At 44.2% G+C, this 26,524-nt stretch carries 21 protein-coding genes, 1 tRNA gene and 2 rRNA genes; 7 read left to right on the top strand and 17 right to left on the bottom strand.

What is annotated here, in order from left to right; translation table 11 throughout:
• Positions 1–77: 77 nt before the first annotated feature.
• The 10 genes from NYR25_00420 to NYR25_00375 all read right to left on the bottom strand — a co-directional run bounded on the left by NYR25_00420 (position 78) and on the right by NYR25_00375 (position 13,334).
• Positions 78–3,000 (bottom strand): 23S ribosomal RNA (locus tag NYR25_00420).
• 221 nt (positions 3,001–3,221) lie between these two features.
• A 16S ribosomal RNA gene (locus NYR25_00415) occupies positions 3,222–4,798 on the bottom strand.
• The 16S and 23S rRNA genes sit together here, the layout of an rRNA operon.
• Before the next feature lie 470 nt (positions 4,799–5,268).
• A complete protein-coding gene (locus tag NYR25_00410; protein ID UWF33905.1) occupies positions 5,269–6,069 on the bottom strand; it encodes a PHP domain-containing protein in 801 nt (266 codons plus the stop codon).
• A gap of 107 nt (positions 6,070–6,176) precedes the next feature.
• Complete coding sequence (locus NYR25_00405; protein ID UWF33904.1) at positions 6,177–7,616, bottom strand: 6-phospho-beta-glucosidase; 1,440 nt, start codon at positions 7,614–7,616, stop codon at positions 6,177–6,179.
• A gap of 127 nt (positions 7,617–7,743) precedes the next feature.
• Complete coding sequence (locus NYR25_00400; protein ID UWF33903.1) at positions 7,744–9,072, bottom strand: glycosyltransferase; 1,329 nt, start codon at positions 9,070–9,072, stop codon at positions 7,744–7,746.
• Between the two features lie 4 nt (positions 9,073–9,076).
• Complete coding sequence (locus NYR25_00395; protein UWF33902.1) at positions 9,077–9,580, bottom strand: hypothetical protein; 504 nt, start codon at positions 9,578–9,580, stop codon at positions 9,077–9,079.
• On the bottom strand, positions 9,577–10,386 hold the full coding sequence (locus tag NYR25_00390) for an EAL domain-containing protein (protein ID UWF33901.1): 810 nt from the start codon (positions 10,384–10,386) through the stop codon (positions 9,577–9,579). Before NYR25_00390 ends, NYR25_00395 begins: the two co-directional genes overlap by 4 nt.
• 170 nt (positions 10,387–10,556) lie before the next feature.
• Positions 10,557–10,877 (bottom strand): thioredoxin family protein, encoded by a 321-nt coding sequence (locus NYR25_00385; GenBank protein ID UWF33900.1) that lies wholly within the window; start codon positions 10,875–10,877, stop codon positions 10,557–10,559.
• A gap of 559 nt (positions 10,878–11,436) precedes the next feature.
• Positions 11,437–12,375 (bottom strand): diacylglycerol kinase family lipid kinase, encoded by a 939-nt coding sequence (locus NYR25_00380; protein UWF33899.1) that lies wholly within the window; start codon positions 12,373–12,375, stop codon positions 11,437–11,439.
• A 14-nt stretch (positions 12,376–12,389) separates the two neighbouring features.
• Entirely contained in the window at positions 12,390–13,334 is a 945-nt protein-coding gene (locus NYR25_00375; protein UWF33898.1) for a lysophospholipase, read from the bottom strand.
• 115 nt (positions 13,335–13,449) lie between these two features.
• Between NYR25_00375 and NYR25_00370 the strand changes: the two genes are divergently transcribed.
• Positions 13,450–13,522 (top strand) — tRNA-Ala (locus tag NYR25_00370).
• 258 nt (positions 13,523–13,780) lie between these two features.
• Here NYR25_00370 and NYR25_00365 read toward each other — a convergent pair.
• Both NYR25_00365 and NYR25_00360 read right to left on the bottom strand, forming a co-directional pair.
• A complete protein-coding gene (locus NYR25_00365) occupies positions 13,781–14,647 on the bottom strand; it encodes an aldo/keto reductase (protein ID UWF33897.1) in 867 nt (288 codons plus the stop codon).
• 19 nt (positions 14,648–14,666) lie between these two features.
• Entirely contained in the window at positions 14,667–15,533 is an 867-nt protein-coding gene (locus NYR25_00360; protein UWF33896.1) for an aldo/keto reductase, read from the bottom strand.
• A gap of 117 nt (positions 15,534–15,650) precedes the next feature.
• On the opposite strand from NYR25_00360, the gene NYR25_00355 reads away from it, so the two are divergent.
• On the top strand, positions 15,651–16,523 hold the full coding sequence (locus NYR25_00355) for a LysR family transcriptional regulator (protein ID UWF33895.1): 873 nt from the start codon (positions 15,651–15,653) through the stop codon (positions 16,521–16,523).
• Between the two features lie 471 nt (positions 16,524–16,994).
• Positions 16,995–17,741 carry a nicotinamide riboside transporter PnuC gene (pnuC, locus tag NYR25_00350; protein UWF33894.1) on the top strand — a complete coding sequence of 249 codons (747 nt, stop codon included), beginning with the start codon at positions 16,995–16,997 and terminating at the stop codon, positions 17,739–17,741.
• A 256-nt stretch (positions 17,742–17,997) separates the two neighbouring features.
• Here the strand turns inward: pnuC and NYR25_00345 are convergent, their stop codons facing one another.
• From NYR25_00345 to NYR25_00335, 3 genes are all read right to left on the bottom strand, one after another.
• The gene (locus tag NYR25_00345) at positions 17,998–19,011 is read right to left on the bottom strand and encodes a linear amide C-N hydrolase (GenBank protein ID UWF33893.1); all 1,014 of its coding nucleotides are present in this window, start codon (positions 19,009–19,011) and stop codon (positions 17,998–18,000) included.
• Between the two features lie 96 nt (positions 19,012–19,107).
• Positions 19,108–20,214, bottom strand: coding sequence for a zinc-ribbon domain-containing protein (locus tag NYR25_00340; GenBank protein ID UWF33892.1), 1,107 nt, complete (start codon positions 20,212–20,214; stop codon positions 19,108–19,110).
• Positions 20,215–20,225: 11 nt separating this feature from the next.
• Positions 20,226–21,443, bottom strand: a complete 1,218-nt coding sequence (locus NYR25_00335; GenBank protein UWF33891.1) for a serine hydrolase — start codon at positions 21,441–21,443, stop codon at positions 20,226–20,228.
• Positions 21,444–21,917: 474 nt separating this feature from the next.
• Here NYR25_00335 and NYR25_00330 point away from each other — a divergent pair, with 474 nt between their 5' ends.
• From NYR25_00330 to NYR25_00315, 4 genes are all read left to right on the top strand, one after another.
• Positions 21,918–22,946, top strand: a complete 1,029-nt coding sequence (locus NYR25_00330) for a hypothetical protein (protein UWF33890.1) — start codon at positions 21,918–21,920, stop codon at positions 22,944–22,946.
• A gap of 189 nt (positions 22,947–23,135) precedes the next feature.
• Positions 23,136–23,528 carry a GntR family transcriptional regulator gene (locus NYR25_00325; GenBank protein UWF33889.1) on the top strand — a complete coding sequence of 131 codons (393 nt, stop codon included), beginning with the start codon at positions 23,136–23,138 and terminating at the stop codon, positions 23,526–23,528.
• Positions 23,506–24,219, top strand: a complete 714-nt coding sequence (locus NYR25_00320) for an ABC transporter ATP-binding protein (protein UWF33888.1) — start codon at positions 23,506–23,508, stop codon at positions 24,217–24,219. Before NYR25_00325 ends, NYR25_00320 begins: the two co-directional genes overlap by 23 nt.
• Positions 24,212–24,970: an ABC transporter permease gene (locus NYR25_00315; protein UWF33887.1), complete on the top strand. Its 759-nt coding sequence runs from the start codon at positions 24,212–24,214 to the stop codon at positions 24,968–24,970. The genes NYR25_00320 and NYR25_00315 overlap by 8 nt, the downstream gene beginning before the upstream one ends.
• A 96-nt stretch (positions 24,971–25,066) precedes the next feature.
• Here the strand turns inward: NYR25_00315 and NYR25_00310 are convergent, their stop codons facing one another.
• Together NYR25_00310 and NYR25_00305 are read right to left on the bottom strand one after the other, a co-directional pair.
• Entirely contained in the window at positions 25,067–25,939 is an 873-nt protein-coding gene (locus tag NYR25_00310) for an aldo/keto reductase (GenBank protein UWF33886.1), read from the bottom strand.
• Positions 25,940–25,952: 13 nt separating this feature from the next.
• Complete coding sequence (locus NYR25_00305; protein UWF33885.1) at positions 25,953–26,489, bottom strand: sugar O-acetyltransferase; 537 nt, start codon at positions 26,487–26,489, stop codon at positions 25,953–25,955.
• Between the last annotated feature and the right edge of the window lie 35 nt (positions 26,490–26,524).

The following is a 26,524-nucleotide window of genomic DNA, read 5'->3' as shown; positions in this document are numbered from 1 at the left end:
ATCACTTGAGAAAACTTTTGTCCCCTCAAAACTGAATAATATCTACATTTTCTTTCGAGTTACTTGCCACGTTCTACTTGGTTAAGTCCTCGACCGATTAGTACTAGTCCGCTCCATGTATCGCTACACTTCCACTTCTAGCCTATCTACCTGATCATCTCTCAGGGGTCTTACTTGCCCGAAGGCAATGGGAAATCTCATCTTGAGGCGAGTTTCACACTTAGATGCTTTCAGCGTTTATCTCATCCACACATAGCTACCCAGCGATGCTCCTGGCGGAACAACTGGTACACCAGCGGTGTGTCCATCCCGGTCCTCTCGTACTAAGGACAGCTCCTCTCAAATTTCCTACGCCCGCGACGGATAGGGACCGAACTGTCTCACGACGTTCTGAACCCAGCTCGCGTACCGCTTTAATGGGCGAACAGCCCAACCCTTGGGACCGACTACAGCCCCAGGATGCGATGAGCCGACATCGAGGTGCCAAACCTCCCCGTCGATGTGAACTCTTGGGGGAGATAAGCCTGTTATCCCCAGGGTAGCTTTTATCCGTTGAGCGATGGCCCTTCCATACGGAACCACCGGATCACTAAGCCCGACTTTCGTCCCTGCTCGACCTGTCTGTCTCGCAGTCAAGCTCCCTTCTGCCTTTACACTCTGCGAATGATTTCCAACCATTCTGAGGGAACCTTTGGGCGCCTCCGTTACCTTTTAGGAGGCGACCGCCCCAGTCAAACTGCCCACCAGACACTGTCTCCCGCCACGATTAGTGGCGCGGGTTAGAGGGTTCATACAACGAGGGTAGTATCCCACTTGCGCCTCCTCCGAAACTAGCGTTCCGGATTCTACGGCTCCTACCTATCCTGTACAAGCTGTACAAACACTCAATATCAAGTTACAGTAAAGCTCCATGGGGTCTTTCCGTCCTGTCGCGGGTAACCCGCATCTTCACGGGTATTATAATTTCACCGAGTCTCTCGTTGAGACAGTGCCCAGATCGTTACGCCTTTCGTGCGGGTCGGAACTTACCCGACAAGGAATTTCGCTACCTTAGGACCGTTATAGTTACGGCCGCCGTTTACTGGGGCTTCAGTTCAAAGCTTCGCTTACGCTAACTCATCCCCTTAACCTTCCAGCACCGGGCAGGCGTCAGCCCCTATACGTCATCTTACGATTTTGCAGAAACCTGTGTTTTTGATAAACAGTCGCCTGGGCCTTTTCACTGCGGCTGATCTTGCGATCAGCACCCCTTCTCCCGAAGTTACGGGGTCATTTTGCCGAGTTCCTTAACGAGAGTTCTCTCGCTCACCTTAGGATACTCTCCTCGACTACCTGTGTCGGTTTGCGGTACGGGTAGTTAAACTCTAACTAGAAGCTTTTCTCGGCAGCGTGACGTCAGGAACTTCGTTACTTAAATTTCACTCCCCATCACCGCTTGTCCTTAAGAAATCAAGCATTTGACTCGACTTCAGACTCACGGCTTGGACACCCACTTCCAATCGGGTGCATTCCTTAGCCTCCTGCGTCCCTCCATTGTTCAAACAAGTTTAACTAGTACAGGAATCTCAACCTGTTATCCATCGCCTACGCCTCTCGGCCTCGGCTTAGGTCCCGACTAACCCTGGGAGGACGAGCCTTCCCCAGGAAACCTTAGTCATACGGTGGATAGGATTCTCACCTATCTTTCGCTACTCATACCGGCATTCTCACTTCTAAGCGCTCCAACAGTCCTCACGGTCTGCCTTCGTCGCCCTTAGAACGCTCTCCTATCACGCCACCTAATGGTGGCATCCACAGTCTCGGTAATATGTTTAAGCCCCGGTACATTTTCGGCGCAGGATCACTCGACTAGTGAGCTATTACGCACTCTTTAAATGGTGGCTGCTTCTGAGCCAACATCCTAGTTGTCTATGCAACTCCACATCCTTTTCCACTTAACATATATTTAGGGACCTTAACTGGTGGTCTGGGCTGTTCCCCTTTCGACGATGGATCTTATCACTCACCGTCTGACTCCCGGACATAAATCGATGGCATTCGGAGTTTATCTGAATTCGGTAACCCATGACGGGCCCCTAGTCCAAACAGTGGCTCTACCTCCACGATCCTAATTCCGAGGCTAGCCCTAAAGCTATTTCGGAGAGAACCAGCTATCTCCAAGTTCGTTTGGAATTTCACCGCTACCCACACCTCATCTCAGCACTTTTCAACGTACACGAGTTCGGTCCTCCAGTGCGTTTTACCGCACCTTCAACCTGGACATGGGTAGGTCACTTGGTTTCGGGTCTACATCCGCATACTAATTCGCCCTCTTCAGACTCGCTTTCGCTTCGGCTCCGTCTCTTCAACTTAACCTGGCATACGAACGTAACTCGCCGGTTCATTCTACAAAAGGCACGCCATCACCCATTAACGGGCTCTGACTTCTTGTAGGCACATGGTTTCAAGAACTATTTCACTCCCCTTCCGGGGTGCTTTTCACCTTTCCCTCACGGTACTGGTTCACTATCGGTCACTAGGTAGTATTTAGCCTTGGGAGATGGTCCTCCCGGATTCCGACGGAATTTCACGTGCTCCGCCGTACTCAGGATCCTGAACTGAGGGAGTTTGATTTAACTTACGGGGCTGTCACCCTCTCTGGCTGGCCTTCCCAGGCCCTTCAGCTATCAAGCTCTTTGGTAACTCAAATGTTCAGTCCTACAACCCCAAGAAGCAAGCTTCTTGGTTTGGGCTGTTCCCGTTTCGCTCGCCGCTACTCAGGGAATCGAATTTTCTTTCTGTTCCTGTGGGTACTGAGATGTTTCAGTTCCCCACGTTTACCTTCACACATCCTATGAATTCAGATGCGGATAATAGTCGATTAAAACTATTGGGTTGCCCCATTCGGAAATCCCCGGATCAAAGCTTACTTACAGCTCCCCGAGGCATATCGGTGTTAGTCCCGTCCTTCATCGGCTCCTAGTACCAAGGCATCCACCATGCGCCCTTCCTAACTTAACCTAACTTTACCTGCGGTAAAGCGATTAATTGAGTATTGCGATTATTTTGAACTAATCTTGTTTAACTCTTTAAAATTACGCGGTTTTCTCTCGGTTTAATTATGATTAATTAAAATTAGAAAATTATAGATATTATTCAGTTTTCAAAGAACAAAAGTGAGAGTAGACCTCTCAAAACTAAACAAAACTTTGACTCGTGTGCGGTTCCGTATTATTCCTTAGAAAGGAGGTGATCCAGCCGCAGGTTCTCCTACGGCTACCTTGTTACGACTTCACCCTAATCATCTGTCCCACCTTAGACGGCTAGCTCCTAAAAGGTTACCCCACCGGCTTTGGGTGTTACAAACTCTCATGGTGTGACGGGCGGTGTGTACAAGGCCCGGGAACGTATTCACCGCGGCATGCTGATCCGCGATTACTAGCGATTCCGACTTCGTGTAGGCGAGTTGCAGCCTACAGTCCGAACTGAGAATGGTTTTAAGAGATTAGCTAAACCTCGCGGTTTCGCGACTCGTTGTACCATCCATTGTAGCACGTGTGTAGCCCAGGTCATAAGGGGCATGATGATTTGACGTCGTCCCCACCTTCCTCCGGTTTGTCACCGGCAGTCTCACTAGAGTGCCCAACTGAATGCTGGCAACTAGTAATAAGGGTTGCGCTCGTTGCGGGACTTAACCCAACATCTCACGACACGAGCTGACGACAACCATGCACCACCTGTCATTCTGTCCCCGAAGGGAACGCCTAATCTCTTAGGTTGGCAGAAGATGTCAAGACCTGGTAAGGTTCTTCGCGTAGCTTCGAATTAAACCACATGCTCCACCGCTTGTGCGGGCCCCCGTCAATTCTTTTGAGTTTCAACCTTGCGGTCGTACTCCCCAGGCGGATTACTTAATGCGTTAGCTGCAGCACTGAAGGGCGGAAACCCTCCAACACTTAGTAATCATCGTTTACGGCATGGACTACCAGGGTATCTAATCCTGTTCGCTACCCATGCTTTCGAGCCTCAGCGTCAGTTACAGACCAGACAGCCGCCTTCGCCACTGGTGTTCTTCCATATATCTACGCATTTCACCGCTACACATGGAGTTCCACTGTCCTCTTCTGCACTCAAGTCTCCCAGTTTCCAATGCACTTCTTCGGTTGAGCCGAAGGCTTTCACATTAGACTTAAAAGACCGCCTGCGCTCGCTTTACGCCCAATAAATCCGGATAACGCTTGCCACCTACGTATTACCGCGGCTGCTGGCACGTAGTTAGCCGTGGCTTTCTGGTTAAATACCGTCACTGGGTGAACAGTTACTCTCACCCACGTTCTTCTTTAACAACAGAGCTTTACGAGCCGAAACCCTTCTTCACTCACGCGGCGTTGCTCCATCAGACTTGCGTCCATTGTGGAAGATTCCCTACTGCTGCCTCCCGTAGGAGTCTGGGCCGTGTCTCAGTCCCAATGTGGCCGATTACCCTCTCAGGTCGGCTACGCATCATCGCCTTGGTGAGCCGTTACCTCACCAACTAGCTAATGCGCCGCGGGTCCATCCAGAAGTGATAGCAGAGCCATCTTTTAAAAGAAAACCAGGCGGTTTTCTCTGTTATACGGTATTAGCATCTGTTTCCAGGTGTTATCCCCTGCTTCTGGGCAGGTTACCCACGTGTTACTCACCCGTCCGCCACTCACTTCGTGTTAAAATCTCATTCAGTGCAAGCACGTCCTGATCAATTAACGGAAGTTCGTTCGACTTGCATGTATTAGGCACGCCGCCAGCGTTCATCCTGAGCCAAGATCAAACTCTCATATTAAAATGATGAGTCTTTTTCAAGCTCATTAATTGTTTGTTTTTGCGAATTGACTTCGCATGTTTGTTCTCACTAAATCATATTGATTTGCGAGTCCTCACACGATCGTTTGTCAAAATTTTGTTCAGTTTTCAAAGGTCTACCATCGTTGAGCTAACAACGTTTAAGTCGTTTAACACAACTTTTTAAGTATATCGTGATGAGCAATTAATGTCAAGGATTAATTTCAATTAATTTGAAGAATCAATGACGTTGTTCCTCGCGACAACAGAAATATACTATACACTCATTTTCGGCACCCGTCAACACTTTTGTGACATTTATTTTAATTTTTGTTCAAAAAGATTACGAAGCGTTTTCAAAATATTACTGAATCACTTCTCTTGTTGCCGGGCAAATAAAAAATGCGTTATTCCAAAGGTCGTTTTGGAATAACGCATTCGTTTTTGCTTTCTTAACTATATAGAAGTTTTCTATAAATCTTCAGGAACGTTATCAATTGGGATCACGGTCATCGCACCCTGCCGGAAGACGTTGACGTGGTGAATGTCATGGGCCTTCAACATCTCCAATGCGTCTTGGAAGTGGTTTTCGTAATGGGCAACGTCATGTGCGTCTGAGCCAATCGTGTAACGTTTGCCGCCGAGTTGCTTGTAAATCTCAATTGCGTAGTCGTACAAGCCAATGTTGCGGTACTTATACATACTCTTAGTATTCAACTCAAACGCCATGTCGTTTTCAATGGCAATTTTAAAGATCTTGGTTAGTAAAACTCCCGCCGTCGTCGCAAATTGCCCCGAGGTTAGGTTCAAGCGCCGGACCCCATAGTCGAAATGTGCCAAAACATCCGCATCGTGATACTCGTTAATCCCTTGCCACATCATTTGGTAGTATTCCTGAGTAACTTTTAACGGATCTAGATGGGCAACTTGTTCATCTTGAAAATCCATTTCACCATTTTGATGAAAACTCAACAGGCGTAAATCAAACGCGTGGTGTGCCATGTAATCTTTAATCCGATCAATCTGTCCAGCCGAAACCCCGATTTCGATTCCCTTATAGATTCGTTTACCGGTGGCCTTCTTTAACCGTTCAATTTCGGTAACGTAGCCCGTATAGTCCGGAACGCTATCCTTTTTACCTGCGTCCGGGTTGTTAAATTCCAAGTGTTCCGTTGAAACAAAATCATCCCCGGTGATTTTTAGGTAATTTTCCATTTTTTCATCTGAATCAAATGAAAAATTGGTGTGTACGTGTTGGTCATAATACAGCATAAATATCGCCCTCCGTTCTTGGTGCAAGCCCTTCCTAGTGCTATTTTAGCACAATCAGAGAGTGACTGAACGGATTTAGCTCACAGGATTGATAATTAACTACCTAATTAAGCCAGGTCTTCTCCATTAGATTGGATAACCTTTTGATACCAAGCAAACGAATCCTTTTTCGAACGGTTCAACGTCCCGTTACCTTCATCATCTTTATCAACGTATATGAAGCCGTAACGTTTCGACATTTGCCCGGTGGATGCGGAAACTAGGTCGATGAACCCCCACGGTGTGTAACCCATCAGGTCGACCCCATCGAGTTCCACCGCCTTTTCCATTTCCTCAATATGAGCTCGTAAATAAGACACCCGGTAAGGATCGTGGATCTGCCCGTCCTCCGTCACCTTGTCGTAGGCTCCGAGCCCATTTTCTACAATAAATAGTGGTAAATGATAGCGGTCGGTCAACCAGTTCAATGAATAACGCAATCCGACCGGATCGATCGTCCAACCCCAGTCGCTAGTTTTTACGTGCGGATTATCGACCATAATTTTTTCTAAAGGCAACTCGTCGGCATCCAAATCCATCCCCGCCGGCAAAGCAACCGTATAAGAACTGTAGTAGCTGAACCCAACGTAGTCAACGGTGCCTTCTTTTAAGATTTGCCGGTCTTCGTCAGTAATGTCGCTACGGTAACCTTTGCGTTGCAAGTAGGCTTCAATGTTTGCCGGATAAACCCCATTTACGTGCACGTCGGAGAACCAGTAGCGGCGTTGCATCAATCGTTCTGCCAACATGATGTTATTTGGTGCGGAATTTAACGGATAGAGCGGCGTGAAATTGATCATGCAACCGATTTGGAAGTCAGGATTAATTTCGTGGCCCAATTTCACGGCTCGGGCGCTCGCTACTAATTCGTAGTGGGCCGCCTGGTACATTGCCGCTTCCCGATTTTCACCGTCCTTAAAAATTAATCCCGAATTGGTCGCCATCAAAAAGTCGTTATTGTACATTGTTTGGTTATTAATTTCGTTGAAAGTCATCCAGTACTTCACCTTATTGCGGTAACGCTTGAAACAAACTTCCGCGAACCGAACGAACAGGTCGATTACCCGACGATCGGAAAAGCCGTTGTATTTTTTAACTAAGTGATAGGGCATCTCAAAATGTGCCAAGGTAACCACCGGCTCAATGCCGTACTTCAGACATTCGTCAAATAGGTTATCGTAAAATTGTAGGCCCGCCTCGTTAGGTTCCGGGTCGTCACCATTTGGGAAAATTCTTGTCCAAGCAATTGAGGTCCGAAAAGCCTTAATGCCCAGTTCCGCAAATAACTTCACGTCGTCCTTATAACGGTGGTAGAAGTCAATTCCTTCATGGTTAGGATAGTTTTTCCCGGGGATCACTCCGTCGGTAATTTCCCGGGGATGATCTTTAGTACCAGCAGTCATCACGTCCGCTACGCTAACCCCTTTACCATCGGCTTGCCACGCTCCTTCTAGTTGGTGAGCAGCTACCGCGCCGCCCCATAAGAAATTTTTAGGTAATTTTGCCATATACTCTTCTCCTTTGCTAATTCAATGAAATCCCTTACATTTTATTTTGCACCGTTATTTTAATTTTGTACATTTTTTTGGCAAACAAAAAACATGTTTCGCAAATAAAACGCAGAACATGTTTTAACTATTTTTTGTTTTGTAGGGACTTGCGTTCGGGGCTTACCCAAGTTCCCGAGCCTAAACCAAAAATCGTTTTAAGCGCCGGAACAAACGTCGTTACTACCGTAATTGGATTAATCATCCAAAAAAACAACATATACAGTGGCGCAAAAATGACGTACTTGAGTTTTGCTGCGTGATGATCAAGCACTAAGGCCGCTAATAGCTGAAAAAATCCGGCAATGATTTCAAAGGCAATAAAAATGAACGCCATCATGAATCCGCGAAATACGGTGTCCTGATGGCCAGTTAAATATGCCCCGCCCATGGTAAACGCGAAAATAATCGCCGTGATCACGAAGAAAAATGACCAAATAATTGAAAGGGTTGAATCGATAAACATTGACATTTGGTAACGGTGTTTAAGGGGGTGGCGGACGAACTTCTTGATGTTCGTTAGCCAGACTTCGGTTCCCCCTTGTGCCCAACGTTTACGTTGCCGATAAAGATCCCGAATCGATTCCGGTACGTTCATGTGGAATACGATGTTTGGGGCAAACCGGGGCACCGCGCCAATCATTTGGTGATCCCACGCAATGCTAATGTCTTCGGTTGCCCGATTTTGGCGAAAACCACCCACGTCGATCAAAAAATCCTTCTTGTACATGGTGTTAGCCCCGCTATAAGCGTACATCGAATCGTTAACCGCCGTTTGGCTCCGTTTAATAACCCCAACAATGCTAGAAAACTCCACGGTTTGGGCCTTGCCAATAATTTTGGTTCGGTTTTGAACATCCATGTTAGCGGTCACCGCGGAAGTATTAATATCGCGCTCACTCAAGAAAAAGTTCATGTACTTCATTAACGCATCCGGTTCTGGAATGGTGTCGGCATCGTTGCTTAAAATATACTCACCCTTGGCAAAGTACATCCCGATGTTAAAGGCGTGGGCTTTGCCCTTATTCTTCTTAATTTTAATGGTACGTAGCCGTGGGTAACGCTCTCGTAACCGCGCTAAGATTGCGGCGGTCTGGTCCGTAGAGCCGTCGTCCATTACCAACACCTCAAAATTCTCGTAGTTCAGCTCTTCAAATAGGTAAGTGATTGTCTCTTCAATCATTACCTCCTCATTATGGGCCGGAATCATAATCGTCACCATCGGCTGTTCCTCTGCGGGCAAGTTACGCCAGTTATCCTCACGTTTATTGGTTTTCAAAAAGCGATAAGATAACGAACCTGTAAACCAGAAGAAGGCCCCAATTACCGGGTACAGGCATAAAATTAACAAAATAAAATTAGTGGTGGTTGCTAAAAAACTCCCCTTAAACAGGTTGTTAAATACAATCGGCGCCATTATCCTACTCCTTGTTCAAATCATCCAAATTATTTTCCTGGTAGAGGTGGTGAATTTCGTCCGTGCCCAAGTTTTGCTCGGGCTCAACTTCATAATACTTGACGTTTTCGCGGAATTCTTTATCACCAAATCGGGTGGTCATAAATTTTTCCAAACGGGCTTCCCGTTTACGCTGGTTAATCGGGTTAAAGGTTAGCCACTGTTCGGCAAGCCGGTCTCGGCGACGATTTTGGATGATGGTCATGCTAACCGCGAATAAACTGGCCATCGTAAAGGCAAACAATAAAACTGCCGCTAAAAATTTGATTTCAAAAATCCCTTCCGGATAGTCCCATAGGTGTGGCACCCGCGGGTGGGATTGGGCCCACAATGCAGTGGCCGTGATGGTCGCCGGTACAATCACCCCGATCCACCCTAAAATCGCAATGAACGTTTGACGGACCTTTAACCACCAATGTCCCCTTTCAAAATACGGATCGGTATACAATTGTTGTCTTTTATCTTTCATTTTTCTGCACTCCCGTGAACATCCTCAGGCTTTCCAAAAAGATAGCCCTGTCGCGCATCAATTTGTAATTGTTCGGCTAACGCCTGGTCTTGCGCATTTTCAATTCCGACTAAAACCAATTTGATATGGTTCTTGCGTGCTAAACGATTCCAAAACTGAAGATTTAAATCAAGCCATTCGTGCGGGTCTTCTTTACGGAAACTCCGCATCGAAGCCTTTAAAATATCGATTTCCGGCAAAAGCCACTCAATGCTTTTTAAGTCGTTTAGGTCCGATCCTACGTTGTTCACGGAGAACTGCATCCCATAACTGCGTCCCATTTGAATCTGGTGCCTTAATAAACGGTGGTTTACCCGTTTTTCCATCGCCTTAATCGAAATTTCTACCGCCAAACTCATCGGTTCAATTTTCGTGATTGCCCACCGGACAAAGTACTCAAAATCCGGGCTAACAATCTGTTGGTACGTTAGCTTAATGGATAGGGTAACCGGTTCAGCCGGAAGCGAAACGAAGGTATCTTCCAATAGGTCAATTACGCGCCGCAATGGCAAAGAGTTAAAGTCCCGGGGTAACGTCCATTGTCCCGCAACATCCTGGGTACGTAGCAAGCATTCGTAGCCCGTGACTTGGCCGCGACGGTCAACTTGCCTTTGAATAAAATAGCGCAGGGGAATGTGCGGATCCCGCAGGTAATTGCCACCCCGATACCTCGTTTTCCAAAAGTAAATCCCGATAACGATCACCGTCAAAACCGCCATCAGGATTGCTAACCAAAACAATAAGCCCTCTAGTTGATTTAAAGCCATTACGCTACCTCTCGATGCGAAAAGTTTAAGCTGTGTACTTTATAGCCGCTTCAATATAAGAGAACATTCTACTCTCATACAAATGTTGATGGAAGGAAAATCTTCCCCAAAAAACAAAAAAGGACTTAAAAGATTGCTCTTTTAAGCCCTCATAACTATATTAAAAAACGTTAAGCAATGCTTTGGATGAATTCTTCCACTTCTGCAGGGGTATGACGTTCACCCTTACCGAAGCGTGCCAATTCCTTGCCATCTTGCAAGGCGATGAAGCTTGGAATTCCCATAATCCCAAAATGTTGGGCAACTTCCAAATTATCGTCACGGTCAACCGTAATCCAATCGTATTGGTCGTATTTCTTCATGATTTCAGGCATTGCTGGTTTGATGAACGCGCAATCCGGGCACCATCCGGCGGTAAAAAATAGCATCTTCTTGCCAGTTTTGATTGCGTCAAAAATTTCTTCGTTAGTTAAGTTTGCTTGATTACTCATTATGAACGTCTCCTTTTAAAGGTCGTTAACTAGTCGAAAGGTAAACTTACTTTTTGTAAGTTATCTTTACATTAATATTCTACCAGCTTCTTTTGTTTTTGACAACTGAATCATCTCACCTTAAGCAAAACACAAAAAACACACCCAGACCGGCTCTAGGTGTGCTAGCAAAAAAATAAAGAAAGATATCAATAATCTCAATGTGAGGCAGTTGTTTAATAGAAAATGGGGTATGAAATTTCCAAACTCAAATTCAGAAATTCCAATTTTCTACCATGCCAAATGTGTAGCTCTTGACTACGTTTATTATGTTAACCCTTTAAACCTTGTATAGTGTCTCGATTTTTTAATTAAAATGACTAAAAATAGAAATTTAAAGAAAAACTACCATATAAAAGACAAAAGTTTACCCCATTACGCCATTAAAACAGCGTTTTGCCTTCAATTTTAGCATTTAAGCTACTGAGTAAATTATTTTCTGACACTTTCTTATCGGATGATCTGTCTAAAATCCCCCACTTATCTAACAGCCCTTTTCACGTGGAACATTCTAATTAATTCACTTAGTTTGCAACGTAAACCAGAAAGATTGTTTAACCGTCCAGATTTTTAGGTCAAAAGGTTGGTACGGAAGGTCCTCCCCGTTGACCTGACCATGTTCTGGTGCAAAGGAATGCACTTGAACTTCCCGCCCGGTCGCAAAAAACACGTCGGGCATCGTTAAATGGGAACCATCCTTCAATAGCTTGGCAAAAAGGCGGATAAAGCGGAATAACGTTAATTTCTCCGTGATCACCACGTCGAGTTTACCATCGTCAAGTTGCGCACGCGGCGCAATTCCCACTCCGCCGCCAAAGTATTTGATATTGGTGATGGACACCAAAAAAGCGTGCTTGAACTGCTGAGTTTGTCCGTCAATCGTTACACTTAATGGGAAACCCTTTTGCTTAAATATCGTTTTCAGTAAGGCAGAAACGTACGCGGTCGATTCTAAGTGCCACTTGCTCAACTTGATTTTTTGTCCTTGGTTGGCTTGGTAAACGACACTGGCGTCAAAACCGATTCCCACGTTATTACTAAAGTAGTGAATCACCGGCTCCTTTTGGTCTTGATAGGCCCCGACGTCTAAAATAGCTGGTTGCGTCGTTTGGATTAATTGTTGCAACGCCAAATACGGGTCGCGGGATAGTCCCACGGCCCGGGCAAAATCGTTTCCTGACCCCGCTGGAATGTAACCCAGCGGTATCGTGGCGTCAACTCGTTGGATTCCTTCAAGCACCTCCATGAGGGTGCCATCGCCCCCAAACGCAACGATCACCCACCCTTTTCGATGGGTGGCAGCAAATTGCTGTGCTAATTCCGTGGCGTGCCGGGGGTACTCGGTAACCACACTTTCAAACTCAACTTGGTTTTGAACTAGTAGATGATGCATCTTTTGCCAAGTCTCAGCAGAATGCCGCGCTCCCGCCCATTTATTAATGATAAAGTAGTATTTCATCTGCTTGCTCACCATTACTTCACAAATTTATCTAAGAAGTGTGCCACCTCTTCGCGATAACGCTGCGGGTCGGCTGCCAAGGCTTGCACGTGGTCAGCTTTGTTTACTAAGTATACCCAGCTTGGTACTTGAGCAGCTTCCACCAGGTCGTCTAACATTTCAATCGGCACGAACCGGTCCGCTTCGCCATGGATAAACATAATCGGTACCCGAACCTTTTTGATTTGGGCTTCAATGTCGGCTTCCTTGAACGAGTATCCGGCCTCTTTTTCCGTTAATAAACTGGCAATTAACGCTAGTTCCCGGGGTGGCAAATGGTAATAACGCTTGAGGCGGTGCCGGAACTGCTGGTCAAGTCGGTTGAAACTACTGTCTTCAATCACAGCCACTACGTTAGACGCAATGTCGGGTTCTCCGGCAGCCGCAATTACCGTGGCCGCACCCATGCTGATTCCCATTAAAACAATCTTTTCGTCAGCACTGGTTAACATCACCGCGCGTTGTACCCAGCGTACGTAATCGCGTCGGTCTAACCAGCCAAAGCCGATTAAGTTTCCTTCACTTTCACCATGACTCCGGGCGTCCGGCATCAACACGTTGTAACCCAGTTCGTAAAAAATCTTTGCGTAAGGAATCATTTGCCGACGGGCATGATGGTATCCGTGCGCTAAAATCACCGTGTGTTTGGTTGGTTCCGGTTGGCGAATGAAGGAGGCCTTCAATTGTAAACCATCCTCGCTAAGCATTTGCACCGTTTCGGGATGCTGTTGGTTAAACCATGCTAAATTCAAGGCATCGTTATCCTCGGTTTCCGAGCGTTCAATCGCCTGGTTTTTCGCTTTTTCGGTATTTTTAATGCCTACTAAGAAACTTGCGTAACCACCGATTCCCATTCCAGCGGTCACGCCGACTAGTGCTGCACCAAGTCCGGCCAACACGTATTTAGTGCTTCTCTTCATCTTTTGAGGCTCCTTATCTTTCCTTAAAAAATCATTCTTCTGCGATAAAAATTTACTTTCTTTCATAAATACTATATCAATTTTCCGCAAAAAAGTGCTATAGTATTTATGTAAGGGGTCCGTAGCTCAGTTGGGAGAGCATCTGCTTCGCATGCAGGGGGTCGACGGTTCAAGTCCGTTCGGATCCATTATCAGTTACATAAATTAACGATAAGTACCAGGCTTTTCTGGGAGAAATGTCTCGCAGGTAAAGACTTGGTTAACGGATAGAGGGCTGAATTTTGGATTCGGCTCTTTTTTGTTACAAAATCTGGTATTAATTCTCTATAGACAAAAAACTCACAATCACTAGACTCTTGTTGCTAGTGATTGTGAGTTTTTCGTAAATATTCGTGTGAAATCCGCTATAAATTATATGTTGGAAATTATTTCCTTAAATCAACTTATTAATCCTTCGCGTGCACGTCAAAAGCTGACAGCAGCATTTCCTTTACCCCTGGAGCATCCGGATCATGCATACCTTTTTTCGTATCTAACGCGCGAATTGCAGTCATTTCTTCTTCCGTTAATGTAAAATCAAAAATATCCAAATTACTTTTAATCCGTTCATCGTGAACTGATTTTGGAAAAACAATTATCCCTTCTTGATTTTCGAAGCGTAAAATAATTTGTCCAGCATTTTTTTGATACTTTTCCGCCAATTTAACGATGACCGGTTCATTTAGTAGCTTTGCGTTGCCTTGCCCTAATGGAGCCCATGCTTCTAATTTTACGTTATTGGCCTCTAAAATTTTTCGTAATTCTTTTTGTTGAAAATACGGGTTAAACTCTACTTGGTTGACCGCTGGTATCGTCTCAAATTGAGGTACAAAATGTTGCCAAATTTTCGGCGTCATGTTGGAAACTCCAATCGAACGGATTTTCCCTGCTTTTTTAGCTGCTTCCATCGCTTGCCAAGCTCCAGGAACGTCTCCGTAAGGTTGGTGAATTAAATAAAGGTCAATATAATCTAACCCCAGCTTTTGCAACGACAAATCAATAGCCTTTTTGGCGGATTCGTATCCATAATCTTGTAACCACAACTTACTGGTTACCCAAATTTGTTCCCGCGGAATGCCACTATCTTTAATAGCTCGGCCAACTTCTTGTTCATTAAAATAAGCCACTGCTGTATCAACGTGTCGGTATCCTGCCGCTAAAGCTTTAGTTACAGCTTGATAAGTGGTCCCATCGTTGGGAATTTGAAAAGTACCAAATCCAATTGCAGGAATTTCATTACCATCATTTAATTTTATTTTATTTGTATTCGTCATAATTACATCACTCCTCTAATTATCGCAATTGTTTCAAACTTTCCCCAAAGATTTGTTCAATGGTTACCGGATCACGGTGATCAAAGAACTGGCTTTCATGTCGATTTAAGGTGCTCATTAAATTCATATCTGCATCGTCTAACTCAAAATCAAAAACCGCAATATTCTCTTCCATACGCACGCGGTGGACACTCTTAGGAATCACCGTAATGTTCCGCTGTAGTAACCAACGTAAAATTATTTGACCCACCGTTTTATGATGTTTTTCAGCAATTTGCTGGATAAGCTCATTTTTAAATATATCATGCTTACCTTCTGCAAACGGGGCCCATGCTTCCACCCGAACATCTTCACGTTGATTAACCGCAACTTCCTTCACTTGTTGATACCAAGGGTTTACTTCAATTTGATTAACGGCTGGCTTTACTTCCATCGTTAATTCTAGGTTTTTTAGCTGATCCCCGTAGAAATTAGAAACCCCGATTGCCCGAATTTTACCGGCACGATAAGCCTCTTGCATGGCTCGCCATGCTCCCATCACGTCACCATAGGGCTGATGTAAAAGGTATAAGTCTAAATAATCCGTCCCTAAACGTTGCAATGAGGCATCAATTCCTTTTTTAGCCCGTTCGTAGGTAAAATCTGATACCCATAATTTTGAAGTGACAAATATATCTTCACGGTTAATACCACTTTCTTTAATTGCTTTGCCGACTGCCGTTTCATTTTGGTAAGCCGTTGCCGTATCAATTAAGCGATACCCCACGTCCAAAGCATTTTTCACCGCTTTTTCTGCTTCGTTAGCATCTGGAATTTGGAAAACTCCATAACCCAATTGCGGCATTTCAATTCCGTTATTTAATTTCACCTTTGGAACTTTTATCATTACAATCTCCTCCTCAAAACTGATTGTAATTATCCTAACGTGCAAAAAAATAATTGAAAATTGCTTGTTTTACATGCTAGTATTCGTTTAAGACATACTAAGCAGGAGGCACCTTTTATGATTGATACTTACCTATGGCAAGAACTAGTCGTTTTCGCTAAAACTGGTACTCTAGCTAAAACTGCAGAAACCTTACATATTACCCAGCCGTCCGTGACTCGGGGACTCCAAAAGTTAGAAGATACCTTAGGAGTATCGCTTTTTGATCATCAACCTAATAAGCTCACCCTAACCACGATTGGCGAACTTGCTGTCCAAGAGGGTGAGCAAATTCTGCAACGTCAGCAACTCGCAATTAAAAAAATCCGTAATTTTGCGGATCAAGAAGGCGTAATTAAAATTGCATCGACCGCCCCCGGACCGCTACTCCTACTTAACAGGCTTTCGGTGGCCCAATTAAATATCACGCAAAATCTATTGGATACTGACAATGTAATTAAAAGCTTATTAAATAACCGGTTTACAGGAATTATTTCTAACCAAGAAATACAAAATAAAGATATTGAATCTGTTTATCTAGGCAAAGAATCGTTGGTAGTTCATCTGGATAAATTTATGTACCACTCTAACCAAGCTTCCATATCTTTTAAAGAACTGAAAGGCATCAACTTTGTAGTTCTTACTGATATTGGCCCATGGCAAACCATTATCCAACAGGAAATTCCTGAAGCTAAGTTCATGTATCAAGCACAACGGTTTGCGTTTAATGAAATCACTAAGTACTCTAACTTTCCTTACTTTTCGACTAATCTCTCCTCGTTCGATTTAGAATACACCACTTCGCTAAGTGACACGGACGATCGGGTTCCTATTCCGGTTAATGACGAAACTGCAACTATGGAATTTTACATCAGTTATTTAAAAACTAATCGTCCTAAAGTGGCTCCGCTAGCCCAAAAAATTGCCCAGGCCTGGCCACAATCGTTCTGACCATGGTTTACTTGATGAAGGTAATAATGCTTTTCCTGAAAACCATCTGTAGCAATAACAGCGCAACTGTTGTCGGCAACTGATGATTTTTTATGTTTAATCGTAAAATTAGCTAAAGTAAGTTTAAAAACTTTACATTCGGATTCTTAAAAACGCTCAACAGGTCGTTCCTAGAAAACCGTTGAGCGTTTTATGTCGTATCATTTTATTAAAAATTATTCTCACAACCTAGTTCTATACCAATTCCCCGCAAAAAAATTTATCATAACGATTACGAGTAATTTATTTCACTGCAAGCCCGTTCTCATCGGGTTCCTTTTATCGCAGAATTGGTCTAGTAAACTTTTACGGGTCTTACCTTCTGGAATTAATCCGCGTATACTATTTGGGTACTGCTTTTTTAATAAGTTTTTTAAGCCTGAATCAGCTTTCTACCGGGCTAATACAAATCATAGAAAGAAGGACTTTATTTTGCAAAGTACACAAGACACAGATTTACGTTACAATCCTCAATCACCAATGCGGGTGTTTAACTTGCATTGGTATAAGGACCAGATGAGCGGGTGGATGACTTCGAGCTACATATTGTTAGCTTGCGGAACCCTTTTTCTTTTAGCAACGGGCCTATACCACAACTTTAACGCCCTCGTAATCACTTCCACCATCGCTGGGATAATTGGTTTTACGTGTACTTTGAGTATTACCAACGGCAAGCCTATCAACGGGGTATTGGGATTTGTTTCCGCCTTGATGCTGATCTACGTAGCCTCAATTACCGGCAATTACAGCGACGTTGTGATGCAAACAGCCTACATCTTCCTTTTGGACATTCCAGTTGTGCTCAATAAGAACTGGAACAGTAGCGAAGGCCTTTCTCCACGTTTGCTAACCGGCAAATACATCGGGCAAACCGTAGTGACGTTCATTATTTTTTGGGCGATCACCTACGGCTTAGACACTGTAATCCTAACGAGCCCGCGTCCAGTGATCGATTCGCTTAGCGCAACGATTGGCTTAACTGGGGCTGTACTAACGGTTCGGCGCTTCCGTTCCAGCTATTACTTCTGGTTTGCGCAAAGCATCATGAGTATCACCTTATGGAGTGTGACGGCGATTGCCGGACATCCCGTTTGGGTACTTTTCTTTACCTACTGCCTATACTTGCTAAACGACATTATTGCTTTGGCAAGCAGTAAATGGTTCCACGACCGTGCTTAAAATCAATAAGCAATTGAAATAAAAAATGGGGATTTTCAGAGTTTTGAAAATTCCCATTTTTATTTTCGAATTATTTATCGTTAGTTATCGAAATGTTGAAATTTAAACAAAAAAACCGTCAAAACTTTGGCAGAAGTGATCTTTTAAAACCATTCTCAAAAGAACTTAATTATCTTAAACCATAGATTATTTCTTTCTTGCATAAAGAAAAACAGCGACCAAAATCAACACTGGTCGCTGTTAATTTTCAAATCCATTAAACTTCGTGCACGTAGTCCCCACAGTCAATGGCCGTATAACTAATTTCTTGCACGTCTGGGTTCAACGTTTGCTTAGTAAACGCCAAACCTAACCCTGTTTGAACGTAAACTGCCCGTTTTTGGAGGTCATATCCTGACCAGTAGCGGGTGTAATCGCTAACGGTAGCCTCGGCCGTTTTGCGTTCGATACCTTCGGGAATGATTACCGGACGGAAAGCGGCGTAAAGTTGGGCAATTCCGCGGTCAGCGGTAAAATCATCCATTGCGTTTGCAATCACGAAACTACGAACAAACCGTGCGGGCGAAGTGTATGAGCCAGGAAGGCCAGCCATGCCGTAGCCGGTTCCGCCTTCAATTGGTTGGAGGGTCACGCCGTTTTTATAGGTTCGGGGATCCTTCACGTCTACGTCAGTTAATCCCAAGTAGTTGCGTAAATTGGTAGTGTGCCAATTGTATTCGGGGCTGTTAGTTACTACCCCAACTGAATCGTACAACTTGAAAGCTCCGTTTTCGACCGGTTCTAAAACTACTCCGTCACCACTTTCGTCAACAAAATTGTAATGGAGTGGGAAAGTAAATCCTTGCCCGTTAACTTGGGTTGCTTGATCTGCTAACCCAAATTCTTGATAATGCTCCCGGATTTCAGCCACGTTTTTGAAATGGGTTAATACGTATGTAACAAATTCCGTATTCATGAGTGGCGTTAATCCCCGTTGCTTCAAGTTTTCTAACGAGTCAGCGGTGCTTTCAAATAGAACCTGCAAATCGCCCGCTAGGCCGGCTTCGTTAATTCCGTCAAATAAAATTGGAGTCCCCTTAACTCCGACTCCCATCGTGGCATATTTGGCCGTCCAACCAGTCAGTTGGCTAGCAACCTTCGCTTCTGCCGGGATGGTGGTAATCACGCTTTTGGCGCCCCCATCCTCACCGAACATCGTCATTGCTAAATCCATGGTTCGGCCCCAGTATTTGGCACCATTTTCTGCAGTAAGTTCAATACTCGTGCACATACTTTGTCCCTCTTTCTGTTTGAATATATCTTTTATAGCACTTTTACCTACTAAACAAAAGTATTCCAAAACTATTTAGGGGCAAATATTTTTCACTTAGTTAAAGCTAGTTCCCACCTGGTTAATTGCGGGAATTAAAAGGTGCTCTACTCCGAGGTAAAGGGCGATGAATAGCACCGCTTCAGCGAGGATGGCTACGTAAATGCGGTCGAATTCAAACTTCAACTTTTCTTCGAAGAAGGTGGCGATGAAGCCAAGGTTTAAGCCCGCCAATGCCATTCCAATTAACGCCCGGAACAAAATATCCGGCATGTCAGTTGTAACTTCGTCAACTAATTCAGGTCCGGCCACAAAAAGCATTCCCAAGGCTAGTAGTCCGAGTACCAAGACGTAGTTTACAAAGTGCGCCAATTTATTGGTGTAAGTGAACCAAGCAACCGTTTGACCCTTTGCCCCTAAAAACTGGGTGACTAAAATGCCCACCAATACCATCAAAGCAAACAGCACCGCAAAAATCGCGAGGAATTTTAGAAATACCCCGAAAGTAAAGGGATTTTCCATGATTACACTTACTTTAACTTTACTATCCAACGCGTTAAAGGTTTGCCGTCCCGAAACTATCAATATTAGTGCGCTAACAATTGCAAAAATCACAAAAGTGGTAATCCCGTATAACGGGTTGGTGGTCTCTGGGTAGCTAAACGGATGTTTAACCGACGTGGTTAGCCAATTCCAGTAACTTTTAGCGTATTCTTTGGTTTGGTCTACCGTTGCGCTAACCTTTTCTTTATCAATGGTTGCGGAAGTTGCCGTCGAGTTTGCGTCGTTGGTTGCTTCTTTTTCAGTTGTTGTTGTGGCAGTTGTTGTGGCAGTTGTTGTGGCCGTCGCGGTAGACTGCAAAGGTTCTTGAACCTGAGTTGCCGACGTTGGGGCGTTGGTAGCATTCACTGCATCACTTTCTGGTGCTGCCGTGGTAGCCGCCGTTTTTTCAGCCTTCAAATCAGTTGCGGCTGGTGCAGCGTTAGTTGTTGTGGTTACCGTTTCTTGGGTTGTAGCTGGCTTTTCAGTCACCTTTTCCTTTTCCGCTGCGGCTGAATTCGCTGGTGCTTCCGGAGCCTGCATTTGGGCCACCGGGGTGCCGCAACTAGTGCAAAATTGGTCTCCTGGTTCGATTGCAGTTCCACATTTAGTACAAAATTTCATTTCCTTCACTCCTACTCTAATAATCCTTTATACATTACTGAACCAAAACTATTCATCGCGTTGATTTGCTCGTCACGTTGCCCGTCTTGAGACATTACCACAATGACGAAGGCGCCCTTTTGGTTACCAAAAATTGCGGCGTCATTTTCCACTCCGTAGTCGTCAAATTCCCCGGTCTTGTTGTAAACCGTGGCCTCAGCTGGCAAATCGTGCGGCAACTTAGTGTGATTTTCGTTTTGCTTCAAAATAGTTAACATTTCTTCGTCATACTTTCGGGAAACCATCTGATGATTGTAAATTTTCTTTAACGCGGTGCCCAAATCCTTAGCGGAAGTGTAGTTGTCCTTACCATCTTCTAGGGCATCCGTATCCATCAACATCCGCTCTAACTTGGTGTCGGTGGCCCCCATTTTATCGATCTGGTGGTTAACGGCTGCCATACCGCCTAACTTGCGAATCATGATGTTTGCCGCGGTATTGTCGCTGTCTTCCATCATGTAACCAATCAATTCCTTAATGGAAATCTTGGTTCCATCCGCCATTTCCCGCAGTTTACCGGTGCCATCTACTTTATCGCTGTCAGTTAACGTATAGTCATCTGATAAACTTAATTCTCCATCCTTGACTTGCTGGTAAGCCGCAATCATGATGAATAATTTAATGTCACTTGCCGCCCGTTGCGGTTGGTCATTGGAATCAACTTCGGTATCCGAATCGACCGGCGATACGTAAACGGCAGTATCCCCTGAAATATCACCGAACGCATCTTTAATGGTTCCTTCTACAGTACTCTCAGGAAACGCCAAGTGCTTTTTAGTTGGCGCCGACGAAGTCTTTTTCTGAGGCGCCGTAGACACGGAAGACGCCGATTTTGACGAGGCAACCCGTGCCTGATCCGAATGCGTCGCACCAGATAAGATTGTGGGGTTATTTTTGTAGATAAAAAAGCCCACGAATCCAATCGCTAAAACAATCCCTACCGTAATCCAAAGCCAGGTCGTACGCTTTTTGCGCTTTACCTTCGCTTGGCGTTCCTCCCGAGTTACGCTGGGTTCGGTCGGCGTCGTCTGCTCAGGTGTTGCTGACTTGGAAACTGATTTAGGCGTGGTCGGTGCCGTTTGCGGGGTTTCCGGAGCTGGCTGTGGCGCTGGTTGACGTAACGCAGTTCCACACTTTCGACAGAACTTAGCCCCGGGTTTATTCTTTGTTCCACAATTTTGACAAAACATTGCTACCCTCCTAGTGTTATTAAATACACATATCTTCAATAAATATTATCATAGTAAAGAAGCCACTAAAAGCTCTCCTTTTAAATTATTTGGGCTTTTGTTAATTATCGGTACGGCTCAAAAAGTGAGGGGAAACTTCATTTTTAGTTTTCCTCTCTTTAATTTCGTTAAATCTGTTCATTAATAGTCCTTTTTAATACAAATATTTGCCCTCCTTAAACAATTACAAGCATGCTTAAAATAAACTTTATCGAGACATTATATTAGCGCATGGCTATACCTCATGAAATTATTAAGGTATTCACAAAGGATGAACAATAATTACGAAAGAGGGTGTCCCCAATGTGCTAAATGCCTTTCTTACCAGACTATCCAGCGATTTAAATTATCTATTCATTTCGGTGTAAATCTTGTTTATTACTCAACTTTATGCAACCGTTTACATTTTATTTATCATGAAAGGAAGTGTTTTAAATGCGCAAGAAAACCATGCTAACCACCCTAATTGCTTTAGGATTCATTACTCCCATCATTACAAATACCGGGGCTTCGGCAGCTGAATTTGGCAAAAACGCCCCGCCTAATACTGAAATTATCCAAAAAATAAATCAACACCAGCAAAAGTTGCCAAAACTCACGGAAAACCAACTCAAGATTCAGGATAGCGATATTGAAACTTGGATGCCAAATCCGACCGTACGTGAAATACTTTTAAGTTTCCTTATACATCGTGGATACCTTGAAGAAGGTAGTACCGTAAACGAAATCACCAAAGATTTGCTGGGCTCAATCAAAGCTGGCGAAGTGATCAACTTCAATATCAATACATTTGCAGGCGCTCAAATCACCCCAAATTTAGCTGAAGGGCTGCAATATATTAACCCACAAGTATCTGTAGGTATGGAACTTATTGACGCGGACGACACGCAATTAATGCAAGTAGATTTTTCTCAACTCCACCAAAATGTTGACCGGTGGAACGTTTATATCGTTAACCCTAATAAAATTGGAAATTCTCAGGTAGCTCAAAGGGTAATTGACGCAAAGCTCCCTAAAAAAATTGCACAGCCTGAAAGCCCTGAAATTTTCTACATTCGGGGAACTTTTACTGATGACGGGTCTACATTAGTTCCTAAGTCTACTTTCTCCGTTGATATAAGCGAGACTCTCTTCCCAACCATTAAGGTATCTGATGTCGATTTTTGGAAAGATGTTGACACTTCAAAGTTTAGCGAGTCCCATAGAGTAGCCAGTGCGTTAATACGTAAAAAAGATTTCTTTAACCTTCTCCGTCCTGGCAGCTTTTATATGTTCGAAAAGGATTCTGAAGGTAACTTTTTAGGCACTCTCTCAGAAACACCACTCGCTAAAGAAGCTATGGATATGGTGGCTGAAAATCCTCAGGATTACTATGCTTGGCTGATTAGCACTTATATCTCCAATGATGGACAGCACCAATCCTTTACTTTGGCTAGCACTGTTTACGGTGACTACCATAAATAAATATCGCCTTAATTTCATACCAAAAACTAGCGCAAATATAGACTTGCGCTAGTTTTTAATTACCTCCAAATAGCCCCGCCAATTTAACAATCCAGAAAAATTTTCCATACGTTCCCACTAATTTCTTGCAAAACAATTTGATTTAGGTTACTGTGTAATAGCATAGTAATACACAAAGGAGGCGCGACCATGGATTTTGATGATAAGATTCCGATTTACTACCAAATTAAGCAATATATTTACCAAGAGATAATTGTGGGCCACTTTCCACCGGGATCTAAAATTCCCGCAGTACGCCAGTTTGCGGTTGATTTAACGGTCAACGTTAACACCATGCAACGGGCCTTGCGCGAACTCATTCAGGACGGTATTTTAGTTTCCCAACGCGGAAAGGGAAATTTTGTCACGGAAGACCAAGCTATTTTACAAAACCTCCGTCAAACCGTCGTGGAAAAACAACTATCCCAACTGTACGATCACTTGCTCAAGCTCCAAATTGAGCCAGATGAGATGCTGACCTACTTATCCCGCTACATTGCCAAGAGAAAGGATGATGACCATGAAAAAACTACTGAACATTAAAGAATTAAGCTACCAACGTAACCTCCATTCAATCTTGAAGGACCTTAATCTCGAACTCCCCCAAGGTGAAATCGTGGGATTACTCGGAGCTAACGGGGCGGGGAAAACCACCCTCATGCGCTTAATTGCCGGTAGTTACATTCCTCGTCAAGGTTCCATCATGATCAACGGTGATGCTCGGGTAGTAACTCGTAAAAAATCGGTCAGTTTTACCGAACAGGTTAGCAACCTTTCAAACAACCAAAGGTTATTTAAAATCGCGGAATTTTACCAACAAATCTATCCTGATTTTGATTTATCCCGTTTTAACCATTTGTTAGACACCCTCAATTTGAAACTAGACGCCCGACTTAACCAGCTATCCAAAGGGAACCAGCGTAAATTTGTGATTGCCATCACCCTCGCACGCCAAACCGACCTATATTTGCTGGACGAGCCGTTTGACGGGATTGATGGGATGAGTCGTAAAAAAATTATTAGTAGCATCATCGGCTGGAAACCAGAAAATGCAACAATAATCATTAGTGATCACCACGTTACCGACATCGCCAATCTACTTGACGAAGTCGTCATCGTGCGAAATCAACGCGTGATTGCCCAAGAACGAGCCGATACGATTCGTGAGACGCTCGGTAAGGATATCGAGTCCTACTACGAAGATTTCTACAAGGAGGATGTCGAATATGACTAAATTTTTTGATTTAACCAAGGCAATGTTCCAAGAAAAATTCCGCCTTGCTAACCAAGTACTAGGATTCAGCGCGGTAGCTGCGGTCGTCATTACGCTGTACGAAATGATCCGTATATCCGCAACCCCTGGCGCACTCTTTGCCACCTTTGAATCCGTTTTGGGATTAGCTAGTATGCTTCTTTACATTTTATTAACCATTCGTAACGAACGCGTCTACACCGCTAGTACATACCGATTAATTCCGGTTTCAAATGGAAAATTATACTGGGCAAATTTGATCACCACTTTCCTCAGTTTTGCCTACTTTGGATTATGCGTTGTCATCTTTGCGTTGATTTTTCACTGGCACATGACGATCAAAACCTTTGTAGATGGTTTTTCAGGTTCAACCTTTATGCTAACCGTTTCAATCATCCTGACCCTTATCTTCGCGGTACTAAACTTCTGGGCCCTGATTACTTTAGTTCATCTACTTACCGAGATGATCAGTAATTTCTTGCCAAGGGCTGGCCAACGGATTTCAAAAATTATCTTGGTAGTCGTTATTTTGTATATTTTTGGACGCATCATGGAGTTAATAAGTAACGTATTTATGCTAATTGCTCAGCATCATACTGCTTTACTTGACGCTAATGCCGACCTTCAATTTTACTTAAGCCCAATCTACGTACTGATAACTTTGCTGATTTTTTCTGCAATCAACATCTACTTGCTATCTAGTTGGGTTGAAGCTAAACCGAAAACTAACTAGTTTGGTAATTTAAATTTTCTCACTAAAAAGCGGGAGCCAGAAATTCGCAATGAATTTCTGACTCCCGCTATTTTTTATCATATTATATGGTAGTTTTTAACCCTTCATCTTACCGCCAAACACTGGGAAGATATCGGCATCCCCGTAATCCATCCCGTGCATTTGTTTCAAAACTGCCATGTCGGCGGCACTAATTTCAAAATCTAGCTCTGCGTTAGCCAGCATGTGGTCTGGATTAGCGGTCTTTGGTAAAACAACCAATCCTAATTGCCATGCGTAGCGAATTGATAATTGCGGTACGCTAACGTTGTACTTGTCGGCCATTTGTTTAATGGCTTCGTTATGCATTGCGGCACCATGAGCAATTGGCGAGAAGGCTTCAACCACAATGTCGTTAGCTTGCGAGTAATTAATCAACTCTTCTGGCGTCGCACCAATGTGAGTCAAAATTTGGTTGACCATTGGCTTGGTGTCACTGTGCGCCGTAAGGTTATCAAGGTCTTCCTTTTCAAAACTGGAAACCCCGATGGCCCGTAGTTTGCCAGCACGCATGGCATCCTCTAGAGCACGCCAAACTTCCACGTTACCCGCAAAATGGCGGTCGTTAGATTGGTTAACTTCGACCCATGGTTGCGGATTATGAATAATCATCATGTCCAAGTAGTCTAACTTCATTTTCGCTAAGGTTTCGTCAATCGACTTCTTCGCACCTTCGTAGTCTTTAATTTCAGCAGCTACTTTTGAGTTCACGAAAAGGTCTTCACGTTTTACGCCAGCGGTTCGAACACCTTCACCAACCCCGCGTTCGTTACCATACGCTTGCGCGGTATCAATGTGCCGGTAGCCGATTTTAACGGCTTGCCGCACCGCTTCGGCAACTTGATCATCCGGAATTTCCCAAGTTCCTAATGCTAACTTAGGAATCTTTACTCCATTATTTAACGTAAAACTTTCTTCAAAAACGTTCATCTCCAAATTCCTCCTAATCCTTAATCTTCTTAATTACGCGGGCAGGCACTCCCGCTACTACGGTGTTTTTCGGTACGTTTCGGGTCACCACGGCACCCGCGGCCACCACCGCGTTTTCGCCAATTACTACTCCGGGGGTCACCGTCACGTTAGCCCCCAGCCAGGCGTTTTGGTGAATGTACACCGACTTCAGGTTCAAATGCCGGCGTTCCTGCGGTGCCATCCGGTGATTGACCGAAGCGATGGTTACGTTAGGCCCAATTAAAACGTGGTCGCCCAAGTAAATTCCGCCTAGGTCAACAAACATGGCCCCACTATTAATGAAAACATCTTTTCCAATGTGAAGGTTCCGGCCAAAATCGGTGCGGAACGGCAACCGAATTTCGGTGCTCTCGTCAATTCGTTCGTTAGTAATTTGACTGACCAGCTGACGGACTTCAGCAGCCGAATGCTCCTGAGTATTTAACTGTTGTAAAAGCCGTTGATTAGTTTTTACCACTTCGTCAACTTGACTATAAGCGGCGGTGCCTAAATCCAATTTAGATTCCAAATGCTCATCCCCTTGCTACTCAAATAACTGATTGA

The sequence above is a fragment of the Pediococcus acidilactici genome (genome assembly GCA_024970065.1).
In the GTDB taxonomy this organism is placed as follows: domain Bacteria; phylum Bacillota; class Bacilli; order Lactobacillales; family Lactobacillaceae; genus Pediococcus; species Pediococcus acidilactici_A.
Note: the sequence above shows the minus strand (reverse complement) of the source record. Positions and strands in the feature narration are given on the sequence as shown.

Coding starts and splice junctions, on each gene's coding strand:
- NYR25_00410 (UWF33905.1), bottom strand. CDS start 6,069: ATGCTGTATTATGACCAACACGTACACACCAATTTTTCATTTGATTCA.
- NYR25_00405 (UWF33904.1), bottom strand. CDS start 7,616: ATGGCAAAATTACCTAAAAATTTCTTATGGGGCGGCGCGGTAGCTGCT.
- NYR25_00400 (UWF33903.1), bottom strand. CDS start 9,072: ATGGCGCCGATTGTATTTAACAACCTGTTTAAGGGGAGTTTTTTAGCA.
- NYR25_00395 (UWF33902.1), bottom strand. CDS start 9,580: ATGAAAGATAAAAGACAACAATTGTATACCGATCCGTATTTTGAAAGG.
- NYR25_00390 (UWF33901.1), bottom strand. CDS start 10,386: ATGGCTTTAAATCAACTAGAGGGCTTATTGTTTTGGTTAGCAATCCTG.
- NYR25_00385 (UWF33900.1), bottom strand. CDS start 10,877: ATGAGTAATCAAGCAAACTTAACTAACGAAGAAATTTTTGACGCAATC.
- NYR25_00380 (UWF33899.1), bottom strand. CDS start 12,375: ATGAAATACTACTTTATCATTAATAAATGGGCGGGAGCGCGGCATTCT.
- NYR25_00375 (UWF33898.1), bottom strand. CDS start 13,334: ATGAAGAGAAGCACTAAATACGTGTTGGCCGGACTTGGTGCAGCACTA.
- NYR25_00365 (UWF33897.1), bottom strand. CDS start 14,647: ATGACGAATACAAATAAAATAAAATTAAATGATGGTAATGAAATTCCT.
- NYR25_00360 (UWF33896.1), bottom strand. CDS start 15,533: ATGATAAAAGTTCCAAAGGTGAAATTAAATAACGGAATTGAAATGCCG.
- NYR25_00355 (UWF33895.1), top strand. CDS start 15,651: ATGATTGATACTTACCTATGGCAAGAACTAGTCGTTTTCGCTAAAACT.
- NYR25_00345 (UWF33893.1), bottom strand. CDS start 19,011: ATGTGCACGAGTATTGAACTTACTGCAGAAAATGGTGCCAAATACTGG.
- NYR25_00340 (UWF33892.1), bottom strand. CDS start 20,214: ATGAAATTTTGTACTAAATGTGGAACTGCAATCGAACCAGGAGACCAA.
- NYR25_00335 (UWF33891.1), bottom strand. CDS start 21,443: ATGTTTTGTCAAAATTGTGGAACAAAGAATAAACCCGGGGCTAAGTTC.
- NYR25_00330 (UWF33890.1), top strand. CDS start 21,918: ATGCGCAAGAAAACCATGCTAACCACCCTAATTGCTTTAGGATTCATT.
- NYR25_00325 (UWF33889.1), top strand. CDS start 23,136: ATGGATTTTGATGATAAGATTCCGATTTACTACCAAATTAAGCAATAT.
- NYR25_00320 (UWF33888.1), top strand. CDS start 23,506: ATGAAAAAACTACTGAACATTAAAGAATTAAGCTACCAACGTAACCTC.
- NYR25_00315 (UWF33887.1), top strand. CDS start 24,212: ATGACTAAATTTTTTGATTTAACCAAGGCAATGTTCCAAGAAAAATTC.
- NYR25_00310 (UWF33886.1), bottom strand. CDS start 25,939: ATGAACGTTTTTGAAGAAAGTTTTACGTTAAATAATGGAGTAAAGATT.